Below are 15,341 nucleotides of genomic sequence, written 5' to 3'. Positions count from 1 at the left end.
ATTTCTTCAGAATAAAATCATTATTTCAGAATTACTTTACTAAAAGTAATCAAAACAAAACATTCAATATATTCAATTAAACATCAATGTTTGAAATTTCACAATTAAAAGAAAAAAAACTAGCTGATTTACAGGAAATTGCTAAAAAATTAAAAGTTCCTAAATACCGATCATTAAAAAAATTAGACTTAGTTTATCAAATTCTTGATCAGCAAGCGGCAGACCCAAAAGCTGTAAAAGCTGCTGTTACCCCAGAAGATAACACCGAAAAACCAGCAGAAGCTAAACCAGCTAGAAAACCTAGACAACGGGTTCAAAGACCTGCTAGCAATACTGCAGAACCAAAAACCGATGATAGCACAAAAGCTGTTGTTGAGACTAAACCCGAAGCAAAAGCTGCAAGCGAAAAGCCTCAAAAAGAAGAGAAAAACGACGTGCCTCAAAAAGAACATCCTTCTAAACAGCAAAAGGGACAAAACGATAACCAACAAAAACAAAGAAATAAAAACCAACATAGAAACCAAAAAAACGCTAATGTTGATAAAGGAAATAAGGACAACCGCAATCGCTATCGCGAACCAGACTATGAGTTTGATGCTATAATTGAAAGCGAAGGTGTTCTTGATATCATGCAAGATGGCTATGGTTTTTTAAGATCGTCGGACTATAACTATTTATCCTCACCTGATGATATTTATGTATCGCAATCACAAATACGTTTATTCGGATTAAAAACAGGAGATACTGTATTAGGGCATGTACGCCCGCCAAAAGAAGGTGAAAAATATTTCCCTTTAATAAAGGTAAGCAAGATTAATGGTCAGAACCCAAATGTAGTGAGAGACCGTGTGTCTTTTGAACATTTAACACCGTTATTTCCTCAGGAAAAATTCAATATTGCCGAAAAACAAAGCACTATTTCTACAAGAATTATGGACTTGTTTTCTCCTATTGGTAAAGGACAACGTGGTATGATTGTATCACAACCAAAAACGGGTAAAACCATGTTATTAAAAGATGTTGCTAATGCTATTGCAGCGAATCATCCTGAGGTATACCAAATGATTCTGTTAATTGACGAACGCCCTGAAGAGGTAACCGACATGCAACGAAATGTTCGCGGTGAAGTTATCGCTTCTACCTTTGACAAAGAAGCTCATGAGCACGTAAAAATTGCTAATATTGTCCTTGAAAAAGCAAAACGTTTAGTAGAATGTGGTCATGATGTTGTCATCTTACTAGATTCAATAACGCGTTTAGCAAGAGCCTATAATACGGTACAACCAGCTTCTGGTAAAATTTTAAGTGGTGGTGTTGATGCCAATGCATTACACAAACCAAAGCGTTTCTTTGGGGCTGCTCGTAATATTGAAAATGGCGGTTCTTTAACTATTATTGCCACAGCTCTTACCGAAACAGGATCTAAAATGGACGAGGTTATATTTGAAGAATTTAAAGGAACTGGTAATATGGAACTACAATTAGATAGAAAGATTTCTAATCGTAGAATTTTCCCTGCTATAGACTTAACTTCATCTAGTACACGTCGTGATGATTTATTATTAGATGACAATACCGTACAACGTATGTGGGTAATGCGCAAATACTTAGCAGACATGAACCCGGTTGAAGCTATGGAATTTATCAATGACCGTTTTAAACAAACTAGAAACAACGAAGAGTTTTTAATATCTATGAACGGATAATTTCAATAAAAAACAAACTAACTCAAATTTAATTAGGCCTTGACCGTTTTATGGTTGAGGCTTTTTCTTTAAAAGCATACCTATACACAACGTGTTCTTATTCTAATCCTTTTCCAAAATTTATTTGAGATACCTTTCAATGAATAATACATTAAACATTTATATTTAAGCCCAAAATTGTATCACCTAAGTTTAAAATCAATACGTGTGAAAAAAGCAAATAAAACACTACTATTTAGAATAGTTTTTAGCATCACAGCCTTTGCCATAGGCTTTTTTGGTGTCACCTACTTATTAAAAGATGATTTAGCTGACAAACTTCAACAGGCTGCTACAGAACTTAATAAGCAAACGCCCTTAGAAATTGATCAATACACACGATTAGATAGTGCTTCATCCATAGCAAAAACAAATTTCATCTATCACTACACGCTTAAGGATCTAAAAAAATCGGAGGTTAATTTAAAAGAAGTTGAAAATTACATCAAACCAAATGTCATTGAAAACGTAAAAAACAGCCCCGAATTAAAATTTTACAGAGATAACAACGTTACTATAGATTTTAAATATTATGATGTTAATGGTGATTTTTTTACTCAAATATCTGTAACACCAGAACTTTACAACCCAAAAAAGCTCCCTTAATTTTACAAAAAAGAGTATTGCCCTAATTGATTTGCAACTGGATTAATTCTTCTTCAGAATACCCACCATCTTTTTCAGGTTTCTGCTTACGTAATTGCATGATTTTTTCTTTATCAAGTATTGCTCCATTACCTGAAAATGCATTAGTTACGTATAAAATAATATTTTGAATATCTTCATCACTAAATTCAGGATTGTTTGCCAAACCAGGCATAACCATATTGAATTCATACAATTTATCATTCACATGTATGGGTCCTCTTAATCCGTGCAACACAACAAGCGCTAACTTTTCTGGTGAGTTAGACACATAATCTGAATTCATTAAGGGAGGTGCTAAGTTTTCAACTCCTTCTCCGTTTAGCCCATGGCAGGTGGCACAAAAATTTCTGTAAACAGCATATCCTTCAGTTCTAGAATCTGTTGACACACCCTTTTTAGTGTAAATAAAATTCTTCTTATTCTGTTTTTTATTAGATAAAGTTGTTTCTAAAATATTTTGAAAAACAACACTACTTAAAGGTTCTTTATTCGTACTCATGTAAGATGCATAGGCCTCCTCATGATCCCTTAAACTATTAATAAAAGCTTCCTGAAAAATAGGCTCATCCTTATATTTTTTTGATAAGTTATGCCCCAATGGAAATAATTTCTCTTCAGCTAATGACACCCAATTTCCCAAGGATGATAAAATATATAAATCTATAAATGCATCATCTTTAGATTCTAATTCTTGAAATAGTTTTATTACCGAAGCGACCCTGTCTACAGATGCGAACTGCTCTAATAACACTATGGCATGACACAAGGATAATATATTCTTACTAGAATAAACAAAGGACTCTAATAGTTCAAAATCCAAAACATTTAAACCATTTAAAGTATGTAATGCATGAATTTGCGTTATATCATTATTAGTATCTTGTAAAAGCTCTATTAAAGCAGAAACTACCTCATCGGTTCTATCTTGTCTATATACCAATAATTGCTGGGCCCTATCTCTGAACCAACCATTTTTACGTTTTAATAAATCTACTAGCTCCGTACTCTTGAGTTTATCTAAATTTTGTATAGGAGAAACCTGTTGATTATTTTTATGAGTTACTTTCAAAATACGCCCCATCCCAATTATAGTGTCAAGCTTCTTTACAGCAGTCTGTTCCTGTAAATACGGCGTCATAAAAGCCTTATCTTGTATAATACCTCTATGCATATCAACCACATACATATTCCCGTCGGGTCCATTAAACAAGTTTACAGGACGAAAACCTTCATCAGTAGACGCAATAAACTCCTGCTCAGGAATCGCTTGAGTTGCACTAAGCACGATATTTTCAAATGACAGAATATTACGTTTTACTATATTAGCCTCTGGTGCACATACAAATGCATTTTCTAAATAATTCTCGGGAAACGCATCACCGCGATATATCATGGGACCACACGCCGATGTTACATTTATAAGTAAACTATCCTCATCTAACACACCTTCAACATAACCTCGATTTACTGATGTTGCATGTAACGGGTATACCCGTTGATTTGTTGTTAGCGTTTTATTTAGGGCTGCTTCTGGTTTGTAAAAAACATTTTTATTTATCGTATTAGGCAACACAAAATCCCCCATTATTTGAGTGGAATTTGTATTGACATAAAGTCTTCCAAAATTATCCTTAGTAATACCCCACTGCCCTCTAAAAGATGTTGGTTCTTTAATCCACTCACCATGTTTTCTTTGGTATCTAAAATTTGATTTTGCATTATAAATCCAATTATCAATATGCACCATTAATCCGTTAGGTTGATGCTCTACATTACCCCCATCAGAATACAGAGAGTCTACTAAAACTTTATTGATTGGCTGGTCATCCTTAATATCAACAAACCACAGGTTTGGCGGTTCTGCATACAAAAGCCCTCCATATACATGAGCCAAGGCTCGTGGCAATATAAGACTATCAATAAACACTTTAGAGTGATCTGTTATGCCATCATGGTCTAAATCTTCAAGAATAGAAATGGTGCCATTTGGTATATCATCACCAGTACCTTGAAGATTTCTCATAAATCCTTTCATTTCAACCACCCACATACGTCCCTTATTATCAAAATCCATAGACACAGGTGCTTCAATAAAAGGTTCAGATGCCGCCACACTAAGTTCAAACCCTTCTTCTATTTGATAATTATCTAGCGAAATTTGAGGTTCGTTAAAACTCTTAGGTTTGCAGGAAAAAACAAGTGTTGTTAATAACATAAAATACACCGAACATTTCAATACACATGAGGTTTTATAAGAGCAAAACAGATATTTTGAGACCATTTCTTAATAATTAATTATAGTATTATGTAGTTGGTAAAAATACCAAATCGGTTAAAAAATAATACAGAATTCCTGGCTTTATTTTCTTGAAATTTTAATTGTAATTATTTTTCCATAATTTCAACATTTGAAACCTATTTCAAGTATGAAACATTTTATGTTTATACTTATTGTTTTTTTAATCTCATGCACCAAACAAAAAACTGACATATAATTTGACAAGGATTCTCCTAAAGTATCTTTTGCTGTAAAAAATTCAGTGGTGTTTCAAGTAAAAGTTCATAATTTGGAAGTCTGGAGATATTTAAGTTTGTACTTTTGAGAAAAACCCGAATCAGGTATCATCTTGAGGAGACAATAAAAACTAAGAACAAAGCCCTTCAAAATAAATCTATCATTCATCTTGAAAATGGAGCTAAATTTTGGTTAAGGCTCACTGAAGCCATCAAACAATATCAAGAGGTGTCTTTGCTACTCATTACAACCTACAAATTTTCTTGGTCATATTTTTACCCAAAAGTTTTAAAAGATATTGAATTGGTTAAAGGACCTATATAAAATTTAGAGTAAAAAACAGTATACAAAAAAAGGCCTCTCATTTTGAGAGGCCTTATATATTTTAATTTAAATATAGATTACAGTGCTGCTACGTGTTTTGCTAAACCAGATTTTAAGTTAGCCGCTTTGTTAACATGAATAACGTTTTTCTTTGCTAATTTATCAAGCATAGAAACAACACTAGGAAATAATGCTTCAGCTTCCTTTTTATCAGTTAACTCACGTAATTTCTTAATAGCATTACGAGTCGTTTTGTGCTGATACCTATTAGTTAAGCGTTTTGCTTCGTTACTTCTTATTCTTTTTAATGCTGACTTATGATTTGCCATTTTCTTTTTCTATAATTAAAATATTGTAGCCCGTAGGGGAATCGAACCCCTCTTACCAGGATGAAAACCTGGCGTCCTAGCCGATAGACGAACGGGCCATTTGTTTTTGAGTGCGCAAAGATAAATTTTATTTTTAAAACTACAAGTAAAAAAAATAATTTTTTATTCTTTTTTTATTCGCTTTTCAAATAACTCACAATGTTTTTCATTGCGGTTGCAAAATTACAACTATTTTTAAATGTTGCAAGAGCAAAATAATTTTTTTTCAAAAAAAATTGCATTGATTTATCTTAAACATTGATTTAGTATGCCTTAGCAAATAACACACGCTGCTTAGATGGTTTTCCTGAATATACACACACCCCCTCTTCTAATTTAGCATTTAAAGGGATACAACGAATGGTCGCTTTTGTCAACTCTTTTATTTTATCTTCTGTTTCTGTTGTTCCATCCCAATGTGCGGAAATAAATCCTGTTTTTACCTCTAAAACTTCTTTAAACGCCTCAAAAGTATCAACCTCTGTGATATGCTCATTTCTAAACTTTAACGCTTTGTTAAACAAAGTATCCTGAATTTCATGTAGCAAACCATCAACTTTATCTGTTATATCATGTAACCCTACAATTTCCTTTGTTAAGGTATCTCTTCGGGCTAGTTCAACCGTACCATTGGCTAAATCTTTAGGACCAATCGCTATTCTTAAAGGCACCCCCTGTAACTCATGTTGAGCAAACTTAGCCCCTGGTCTTTGAGTAGTTCTATTATCATATTTAACCGTGATGTTTTTTACTCGTAGGTCGCTAATTATACTCTCTGCAACTTCTGTAATGGCAGCTAAATCTTCTTCACTTTTATAAATAGGAACTATAACTACTTGATTCGGAGCTAAACTAGGAGGCAATACTAAACCATAATCATCACTATGCGTCATAATTAAAGCCCCCATTAATCGTGTTGACACACCCCATGAAGTGGCCCAAACATAATCTTGCTTGCCTTCTTTATTAGCAAACTTTACATCAAAGGCTTTAGCGAAATTCTGTCCTAAAAAATGAGAGGTTCCTGCTTGTAAGGCCTTTCCATCTTGCATTAAGGCTTCAATGCAATAGGTTTCATCTGCTCCTGCAAAACGTTCACTTTCAGTTTTTAGCCCTTGAATAACAGGTATAGCCATAAACTTCTCAACAAAAGCAGCATAAACATTATTCATTAACTCGGCCTCAGCAAGTGCCTCTTCACGAGTTTCATGAGCTGTATGCCCTTCTTGCCATAAAAATTCTGCTGTACGTAAAAATAAGCGTGTACGCATTTCCCAACGCACCACATTGGCCCATTGATTTATCAATAATGGCAAATCTCTATAAGATTGTATCCAACCTCTAAAGGTATTCCATATAATGGCTTCGCTAGTGGGTCTTACAACTAACTCTTCTTCTAATCTAGCTTCTGGATCAACTCTTAACTTACCTTTATTTTCTGGATCATTCTGCAACCTATAATGTGTTACAACAGCACATTCTTTAGCAAATCCTTCAGCGTTTTTTTCTTCGGCTTCAAACAAACTTTTTGGCACAAACAAGGGGAAATAGGCATTTTGGTGCCCCGTTTCTTTAAACATTCTGTCTAATTCGCCCTGCATTTTTTCCCATATGGCATATCCGTATGGTTTTATAACCATACAACCTCTCACAGCCGAATTCTCGGCTAAATCAGCCTTAACAACCAATTCGTTATACCATTTTGAATAATCTGTTGCTCTACTGGTAAGTTTTTTACTCATATCATTTTTTTGGCACAAATGTTGTGACTTAGTTAAATAAAAAAATAGTTCAGCAAAACTAACTATTTTTGTGATGTTCAACAATAAAATTCAAGAGATATGCATTTTAACAACTACTTAAAACTAAAAGCGCCATTTATAGCTTTATTTAGCTTATTGTTTGGATTTTTATCATGTGGATCTTATGAATATGTTGGTACAAACAATGACGGAATTTATGGTGATCCTGTTGCACAAACCCAAGAAAGACCTGTTGAAACTTCAAGAGCAAACAGAAGTAATTACTATAGTGACTATTTTAAAACAAAAGCTATTGAATCTGAAAGCATGACACCAGAAGATGCTATTTTCACTGATATTGATTCCTATGAAAGTTCTGCCTATGTAGAAAATGACTCCATACCGAATAATTATGCTGGTTATGGTGGTTGGGGGCAAACCAACAGTAATGTTACCATTAACTACGTGAACAACGGCTGGGGTTGGGGTGGTTACTGGGGGGCTAACTGGTACTTTGGTTACGGCTGGGGCTGGAATGGCTATTGGGGATACCCTGGATGGTGCTACCCATGGAATAATTACTGGGGCGGAGGCTATTGGGGTGGCTACTGGGGAGGCTATTGGGGCGGCTACTACCGCAGTCCTTATGTATCTTATAGCGCTTCAAGACGAGGTGGTTACTATGCTAACAACTATTTTGGTTCGACATCAGGCAGACGAAGCTCATATTACAACAGATCAGATGCTAATTCTGGAGGCAGACGTAGTTCATATTCAAGAAATGGTAATACTAAAAATACTGTAGCTGGCAATTATGAAGGTCGACGCAGTTCTTCAAGGGTATCAAATGGCACCACATCAAAATATACTACAAATAGAAGAAGCAACAGTGTTAGTAGATACGCTTCAACACCATCCTCAACGTATAGAAGAAATAGCAATTCAAGTAACGTTAACAGATCTTACTCAGGAGTTACAAGACGGTCAGCAACTGTAAGAACACCGTCTAGAAATTCAACAACAAGATCATCATCTTCAACAACAAGAAGAAGTTCTAGTACCATTTACAGGCAGCCTTCGTCAAATAGCAGATATAATTCAGGAAACACCTATAGGTCATCATCTTCCTCAAGAAGTTCATCATACTCTCCTAGTAGCAGTTCAAGATCTAGTAGTTCTATGTCAAGATCATCATCTGGTGGCGGCAGAAGTTCAGGAGCTAGCTCATCGGGAGGTGGAAGAAGACGATAATATCATTTCTATAAAAATTTAAGTAGTTAAATATCTTACGTAGACAAACACCTTTTTTGCCCCAAACATTAAAAACATCAAACACATGAAGAAGTTAAATTTACTATTAATTGCAGCTATTTCATTATCTTCATTACATGCGCAAGACATTAGTGATGCGTTTAGATACTCACAAGAAGAGATACATGGAACCGCGCGTTTTAGAGCCATGAGTGGCGCCTTTGGAGCTTTAGGTGGCGATATGAGCGCCGTTAGTTTAAACCCCGCAGGCTCTGTTGTTTTCAGTCAAAGCCATGCCTCTGTTACTGGTGCAAATTTTAAAATAGACAACAACACCACTTACTTTAATGGTTTTACTAATTCTAGTGACTCAAAATTTTCAATTAATCAAGGAGGCATAACATTTGTATTTGCAGATCGTAGCAATCGGTCTCCCTGGAAAAAGTTTGCTCTAAGTTTTAATTCTGAACGAACAAACAATTATGAAACAAGCTGGTTCGCTAGAGGGTTGAACACAAATGACGATGGACAATTCAGTAATTCAATTGCTAGTTACTTTTATGATTATGCTGATGGAAAACGTTTAGCAGATATTTCGGCACTACCTGGTGAAACCATTAGTTCTGCATATCGTGACATTGGTGACAGCTTTGGTTTTGCCCACCAGCAAGCGTTTCTAGGTTTTGAATCTTTTATTCTTGATCCTGAAGTAGATGATGACGATAACACACTTTATTATGCCAATGTAGCCTCAGGTGATTTTAACCACAACTACTCTTATATTGCCACGGGTTACAATGGTAAAATTACATTTAACCTTGCCACACAATACGAAGACATCTTGTCTTTAGGTTTTAACTTTAACTCTCATTTTATAAGTTATGATAAATCTACCCGGCTTCGTGAGAATAATTCTAACGTAGGTTCTATTGTAAACTTTGTTGATTTTCAGCAAAATTTATCTACCAGAGGGGTTGGATACTCCTTTCAGTTTGGCGGTATTGTTAAGCTAAGCCCAGAATTTCGTTTGGGTCTAGTGTATGATTCCCCAACCTGGTATTCTATTGATGAAGAAACTACAGAGTTTATTGATACCGATGAATTAGAAGATCAGGATTTTCCTGCCATTAACCCTGGAATAGTTAACGTATATCCTAGATATAGACTTAAAACACCTTCTAAGTTCACAGGAAGCTTAGCCTATGTATTTAATAAACAAGGTATTATTAGTTTTGACTATTCAAGAAAAAACTACGGCAACATGCAGTTCAGACCAACTTCAGACCCAGATTTTATTGATCAAAACCAAATTATAAGAGATGTTTTCAAAAGTACAAACACTTACAGAGCTGGTGCTGAATATAGAATTAAACAAATTAGCTTAAGAGGTGGGTATCGCTTTGAAGAAAGTCCGTATGCCGACGGTATAACCGTGGGTGATTTAACAGGGTATTCCCTTGGTTTAGGTTTTAATTTTGGAAATACTCGATTAGACTTAGCATTTGATGAATCAAAACGATCATTCGCAGCGCCTCTATATACCATTGGACTTATTGACAAGGCATTCATTGATAGAAAATATACTAATTTCACCCTATCTCTTGCCTTTAACATATAGAACACACAAAATTACCAATACTGAGCCTGAATTAACTTTCAGGCTTTTTTATCTCTAAAAGTTAACTGTAATTTTTACAAAAAGCATCAGACTAAGTGTACATATTATTTATTTGTTAAGACCAAGTGTAACAAACTAGAAATGCTTATCTTTGCAAATTCAATTTTGAGTATTACAGATGAAATTTGATAACAACTTAGAAGATTTTGACGCTCTTGGAAATGAGCACATTGGAACCTCTGAAAATACGCCTTTACGGCAAGATGCTTTCAAACTTTCTAATGAAGAAAAGATAGATATTATTAAAGACGATGTGCGTCATATTATGGAAACCTTAGGCTTAGACTTATCAGACGATAGCTTAAAAGGTACACCAAACCGCGTGGCAAAAATGTTTGTTAAAGAAATTTTTGGTGGGCTTGATCCCGATAAAAAACCTAGTGCCTCAACGTTTGATAACAAATACAAGTACGGTGAAATGTTGGTTGAAAAAAACATTACTGTATACTCAACCTGTGAGCACCACTTATTGCCTATAGTTGGTAGAGCACATATTGCCTACATTTCAAATGGCACCGTGGTTGGATTATCTAAAATGAATCGGGTGGTAGATTATTTTGCAAAACGCCCACAAGTTCAAGAACGATTAACAATTCAAATTGTAAGAGAACTTCAAAACGTTTTAGGCACTAAAGATGTAGCCTGTGTTATTGATGCGAAACATTTATGTGTAAATTCAAGAGGAATTAGAGATATTGAAAGTAGCACGGTAACTTCAGAATTTGGTGGAAAATTCAAAGATATGGCTACTCGCAGAGAATTCCTTGATTATATTAAGCTAGATACCACATTTTAAATCCTTAGTCAAACAAAATAACTCATCTACTTAAACCAACATGCAGTTATACCAATCGCAACAATTAAGTATTTACAATTCACTTACCGGAAAGAAAGAACTATTCAAACCAATAAACGAAGGGCATGTAGGCATGTATGTGTGTGGCCCAACAGTTTATAGCAATGTACATTTAGGAAACGTAAGAACCTTTATGTCTTTTGATATGGTATTTCGATATTTGAAGCATTTGGGTTATAAAGTGCGCTATGTTAGAAATATTACGGATGCTGGACATCTTGAAAATGATGCTGATGCTGGTGAAGACAAAATCACAAAAAAAGCGCGTTTAGAACAAATTGAGCCTATGGAAGTGGTACAACGTTATACGGTTGACTTTCATAACATATTGAACACATTCAATTTTTTACCTCCAAGTATTGAACCCACAGCAACAGGTCATATTATTGAACAAATCGAGCTAATTAGCACCATTATTGAGAATGGTTTTGCTTATGAGATTAATGGCTCTGTTTACTTTGATGTGCATAAGTTTAATGAAACGCATGAGTATGGTAAATTGAGTAAACGTAAGCTAGACGATTTAATACATAACACCAGAGCACTTGACGGACAAAGTGATAAGAAAAACCCTCAAGATTTTGCCCTTTGGAAAAAAGCCGAGCCCCAACATATTATGCGCTGGCCTTCACCATGGAGTGACGGGTTTCCTGGTTGGCATTTAGAGTGTACCGCTATGAGCACTAAGTATCTGGGTGAACAGTTTGATATTCATGGTGGTGGCATGGATTTAAAATTTCCACATCACGAGTGTGAAATTGCGCAAAATGAAGCCGCTAAAGGAAATTCTCCTGTTAATTACTGGATGCACGCTAATATGCTTGAGCTAAATGGACAACGCATGTCAAAAACCACAGGAAACACTGTAAACCCTGACGAACTGCTCTCAGGAAATAACTCTTTTTTCAGCAAGGCCTACTCACCAAGTGTTATTCGTTTTTTTAACGCGCAATCATCATACAGAAGTGTTTTAGATTTAACAGATGATGGTTTATTAGCGAGTGAAAAAGGCTTTTATAGACTAATGGATGCTGTAAACCTATTAAATAAAATAAATACATCAAACAACTCTACATTTGATATTCCTACTTGGAAACAAAAATGTTATGATGCTATGAATGACGATTTTAATTCACCTATTTTAATTGCTCATTTATTTGAAGCTGGAAAATTTATAAATCAAATCAAGGAAGGCAAGGCCTCTATAACCAAAGACGATTTAAACCTATTAAAAATCACTATACATAACTTTGTATTTGATATTTTAGGGCTTGAAAACACGGCTGAAAGCAACACCAATTCTGATAAGTTATCAGGTGCTGTTGATGTTCTAATAAAACTAAGACAAGAAGCACGCGTAAATAAAGACTTTGCTCTTTCAGATAAAATAAGAGATGAATTGGCTGCTGTTGGTATTCAGTTAAAAGATGGTAAAGACGGTACTACCTTTTCTATAAACTAAGTGCCCAAGTGTTATTCTGAACTTATTTAAATAAAATCAGGTAACCAAATTATAAAATCATATAAGCGCTGGTTTCTTTTGATACACTCAGAATGAAAAAAATACTCATTTTTCCTTTCTTGCTATTGATTAAAGTATACCAAACCTTTATATCACCATTAACGCCTGCAACATGCAGATACCAACCAACGTGCTCACACTACAGTAAAGAAGCCCTACAAAAGCATGGTTTATTAAAAGGCGGTTGGCTTGCTATAAAACGCATATTTAGTTGTCACCCTTGGGGTGGTTCTGGGTATGATCCAGTGCCTTGACACTTGTTATCACCTCATAAGAGTCCTTTTGCAATCCCTAAACTAACCTCTTATAACATTATGTTAATTCTTTTCTTATATTATATATTTGAGTACACTAAACTATACCTCTTATATAATGACAAAAAAATTATGTCTTTTCATGTTATTAGTAGCAACTGCTATGTTTTCTCAAAAACCAAAAGTTTGGCTTATCAGTGATGGTGGTTACCAAATTAACGACCCTGATGATATTTCAGCAGTTGCCAGTTATCTCTTAATGTCAAATATGTTTAACACGAGAGGTGTAGTAATAGGAAGTACCACACATCCGTGGAATAAAAATACCATTGATCAAAAAAAATGGGCTGAAGAAACTTATGCAAGTGCCTACTCAAAAGATTTAAAAAATTTAAACAAATACATAGGAGGCTACCAAACCACTATTCGGTTTTTAGAATCTTCAATAAAAGGTATGGGGGTAAGCTTTTCTCCAACCAAAAATTATATTTTAAAGAATTACCCGTCTATTTTATCTTTATTTAAAGAGGTTGATCAAAGCAAAGAAACTATCAATGTTTTATGTTATGGTCCATTAACTGAGCAAGCTATTTTTGTCAGTTATTGTTTAAACAATAATCGATTCGATATTTTAAAAAAAACACGATTTATAAGCCACTGGACCAGCTCTAATTTTCATGTAGGTAGTATAAAAAATCCTGAACATACTCACAACTGCTTTGCCGACCCTATTGCATGTGAATACATGAAAAACAAAGCCAAAAATGGCAATATTGAATTTTACGAATGTGGAGGCATAGGGCAATACGGCCTTGTTGAAGGTGGCCCAAAAGGAAAAGAATATTACAGTTTATTTAAAGACAGTAACTTAGGGAAAATTTTTGCTGAGGGGAAATTCACAAAAAATAGAGTTGATGATTCTGATGCCGCTACTTATTGGGCCTTATTGGGTAACTACGGCGTCTCACTAAAAGATATAGCCAGTAATGGGGTAAATTTTCCAGAAGTAGAGGAACGCAATGAAAAAGCCTTTGCCTTACATGCCAAGCAGATGCGCGATGAACTCTTAAGACGCTCTAATGCCGCAGCTGGCAGAAACCCCGACGCTATTAAAATTGATATTATTGTTCCTGAACATGGCATGGCAGATCCCCATGCTTGGGTGCAAAATGACACCCTTTTCTTTATTGCAGGACATGATGAATCATGGGAAGGAAAAGGATCTTTCAGAATGGATAAATGGGAAGTTTGGTCTTCTGTTGATTTAAAAACATATACACACCACAGAGATATTCTCCCCAAACAAACCTACATTGGAGACTTACCCAATTGTTGGGCAGGTGATATATGTGAGAGAAACGGTAAATACTATTGGTTTTTCTCAAATAGAAATATTAATACAGGTGTTATGGTAGCCAATAAAATAACAGGACCATATACAGATCTTTTAGGAAAACCACTACTCAAAGAAGGCATTGTACCAGTACACCCTTATGATCCTGAAATTTTTATTGAAGACGATGTGTACACCATTTGTTTTGGTTCTGGAACATATTATATGGCAACCCTAGCGGAAGACATGAAGTCGTTAACCACAACACCAAAACCAATCATTGTTCAAAATGAAAATGGTGAAATCCTAAAAACCGATGATAAATCAACGCTTTTTAAACGTAATGATTGGTATTACTTGGTTTACGGTTCAAACTATGCCATGTCAAAAAACCTATACGGTCCTTACACCTATAAAGGCCCCTTTTTAAAAGGCGGACATACTAGTTTTTTGAGTGGCACGGTCAGTGGTATGTGTTACAAGAAAATCACGACATAAGTGCATTTTACCGTGGCGCAAGCTTAAAACCTGTCTTTTTTAATACGGATGATACTATTTTTATACCCAAAGATGATCGGATGTATCCTGGCCCTGGCAGAACATGGGAATTTGAGGCTAGCACCATGGGATGGCAAACCTTAAATGGCACCAACTTGTATGTGAACCGCGATGTACTTTCTGGAAATGCCTTTAACCGAGGGGCTACTGTAAAAAGTGCGCCATGGTTATACACAGATTTAAGTGCATGTAAAAAACTAAAAGTAAAATTAAAAAATAGTAGCTATGCCAATCAAATGAAAATTGCATTATACACGAGGAACGAGGGTGCAGGATTTTGGACAATTGATATGGATAACATTAACTGGGATGAGCAAAATTGGGTAACTATTCCAATAAGTGCAAACGATACTGATTTTGCAACCTACACAATTGAGTTAACCCAATTCGGTAATATTAACAAACGTCTCATGCAGTTAGCTATAAAACCAATTTTTAATGCGTTTAATGGTCTTTGGGAAATTGATGAAATAAGCATTGAGTAATATTACTAGCAACAAACAATAAAATAATTTAAGAGCAATACTAGTATACTGACCTTCGAAAC

General features: G+C 35.0%; 13 protein-coding genes and 1 tRNA gene. 10 read left to right on the top strand and 4 right to left on the bottom strand.

Annotation, left to right across the window (positions count from 1 at the left end; translation table 11 throughout):
* Positions 1 to 86: 86 nt before the first annotated feature.
* Entirely contained in the window at positions 87 to 1,706 is a 1,620-nt protein-coding gene (gene rho / locus KFZ70_RS10770; RefSeq protein ID WP_139695311.1) for a transcription termination factor Rho, read from the top strand.
* Between the two features lie 207 nt (positions 1,707 to 1,913).
* Positions 1,914 to 2,351: a hypothetical protein gene (locus tag KFZ70_RS10765; protein WP_139695312.1), complete on the top strand. Its 438-nt coding sequence runs from the start codon at positions 1,914 to 1,916 to the stop codon at positions 2,349 to 2,351.
* Positions 2,352 to 2,373: 22 nt separating this feature from the next.
* Here KFZ70_RS10765 and KFZ70_RS10760 read toward each other — a convergent pair whose 3' ends face one another.
* Positions 2,374 to 4,608 (bottom strand): c-type cytochrome, encoded by a 2,235-nt coding sequence (locus KFZ70_RS10760; protein WP_139695313.1) that lies wholly within the window; start codon positions 4,606 to 4,608, stop codon positions 2,374 to 2,376.
* Between the two features lie 384 nt (positions 4,609 to 4,992).
* On the opposite strand from KFZ70_RS10760, the gene KFZ70_RS10755 reads away from it, so the two are divergent.
* The gene (locus tag KFZ70_RS10755) at positions 4,993 to 5,232 is read left to right on the top strand and encodes a hypothetical protein (RefSeq protein ID WP_139695314.1); all 240 of its coding nucleotides are present in this window, start codon (positions 4,993 to 4,995) and stop codon (positions 5,230 to 5,232) included.
* A 77-nt stretch (positions 5,233 to 5,309) separates the two neighbouring features.
* Here KFZ70_RS10755 and rpsT read toward each other — a convergent pair whose 3' ends face one another.
* The 3 genes from rpsT to proS all read right to left on the bottom strand — a co-directional run bounded on the left by rpsT (position 5,310) and on the right by proS (position 7,342).
* Positions 5,310 to 5,561, bottom strand: a complete 252-nt coding sequence (rpsT, locus tag KFZ70_RS10750) for a 30S ribosomal protein S20 (RefSeq protein WP_139695315.1) — start codon at positions 5,559 to 5,561, stop codon at positions 5,310 to 5,312.
* Positions 5,562 to 5,587: 26 nt separating this feature from the next.
* Positions 5,588 to 5,659: transfer RNA gene (locus KFZ70_RS10745), tRNA-Glu, on the bottom strand.
* A gap of 204 nt (positions 5,660 to 5,863) precedes the next feature.
* Positions 5,864 to 7,342 (bottom strand): proline--tRNA ligase, encoded by a 1,479-nt coding sequence (gene proS / locus KFZ70_RS10740; protein ID WP_139695316.1) that lies wholly within the window; start codon positions 7,340 to 7,342, stop codon positions 5,864 to 5,866.
* A gap of 99 nt (positions 7,343 to 7,441) precedes the next feature.
* Between proS and KFZ70_RS10735 the strand changes: the two genes are divergently transcribed.
* From KFZ70_RS10735 to KFZ70_RS10705, 7 genes are all read left to right on the top strand, one after another.
* The gene (locus KFZ70_RS10735; protein ID WP_139695317.1) at positions 7,442 to 8,593 is read left to right on the top strand and encodes a hypothetical protein; all 1,152 of its coding nucleotides are present in this window, start codon (positions 7,442 to 7,444) and stop codon (positions 8,591 to 8,593) included.
* A gap of 85 nt (positions 8,594 to 8,678) precedes the next feature.
* Entirely contained in the window at positions 8,679 to 10,211 is a 1,533-nt protein-coding gene (locus KFZ70_RS10730) for an OmpP1/FadL family transporter (protein WP_139695318.1), read from the top strand.
* A gap of 178 nt (positions 10,212 to 10,389) precedes the next feature.
* Positions 10,390 to 11,067 (top strand): GTP cyclohydrolase I FolE, encoded by a 678-nt coding sequence (gene folE, locus KFZ70_RS10725; protein WP_139695319.1) that lies wholly within the window; start codon positions 10,390 to 10,392, stop codon positions 11,065 to 11,067.
* Positions 11,068 to 11,107: 40 nt separating this feature from the next.
* Positions 11,108 to 12,589, top strand: a complete 1,482-nt coding sequence (cysS, locus tag KFZ70_RS10720) for a cysteine--tRNA ligase (RefSeq protein WP_139695320.1) — start codon at positions 11,108 to 11,110, stop codon at positions 12,587 to 12,589.
* Positions 12,590 to 12,681: 92 nt separating this feature from the next.
* A complete protein-coding gene (yidD, locus tag KFZ70_RS10715) occupies positions 12,682 to 12,903 on the top strand; it encodes a membrane protein insertion efficiency factor YidD (RefSeq protein ID WP_139695321.1) in 222 nt (73 codons plus the stop codon).
* A gap of 142 nt (positions 12,904 to 13,045) precedes the next feature.
* A complete protein-coding gene (locus tag KFZ70_RS10710; RefSeq protein WP_158293176.1) occupies positions 13,046 to 14,734 on the top strand; it encodes a family 43 glycosylhydrolase in 1,689 nt (562 codons plus the stop codon).
* Entirely contained in the window at positions 14,710 to 15,279 is a 570-nt protein-coding gene (locus tag KFZ70_RS10705) for a hypothetical protein (RefSeq protein ID WP_139695323.1), read from the top strand. Before KFZ70_RS10710 ends, KFZ70_RS10705 begins: the two co-directional genes overlap by 25 nt.
* Positions 15,280 to 15,341: the final 62 nt, after the last annotated feature.

Origin of the sequence: Allotamlana fucoidanivorans, assembly GCF_045788535.1 — a bacterium.
Lineage (GTDB): Bacteria > Bacteroidota > Bacteroidia > Flavobacteriales > Flavobacteriaceae > Allotamlana > Allotamlana fucoidanivorans.
The sequence above is the reverse complement of the archived record's forward strand: the minus strand, read 5'-3'. Positions and strand labels throughout refer to the sequence as shown.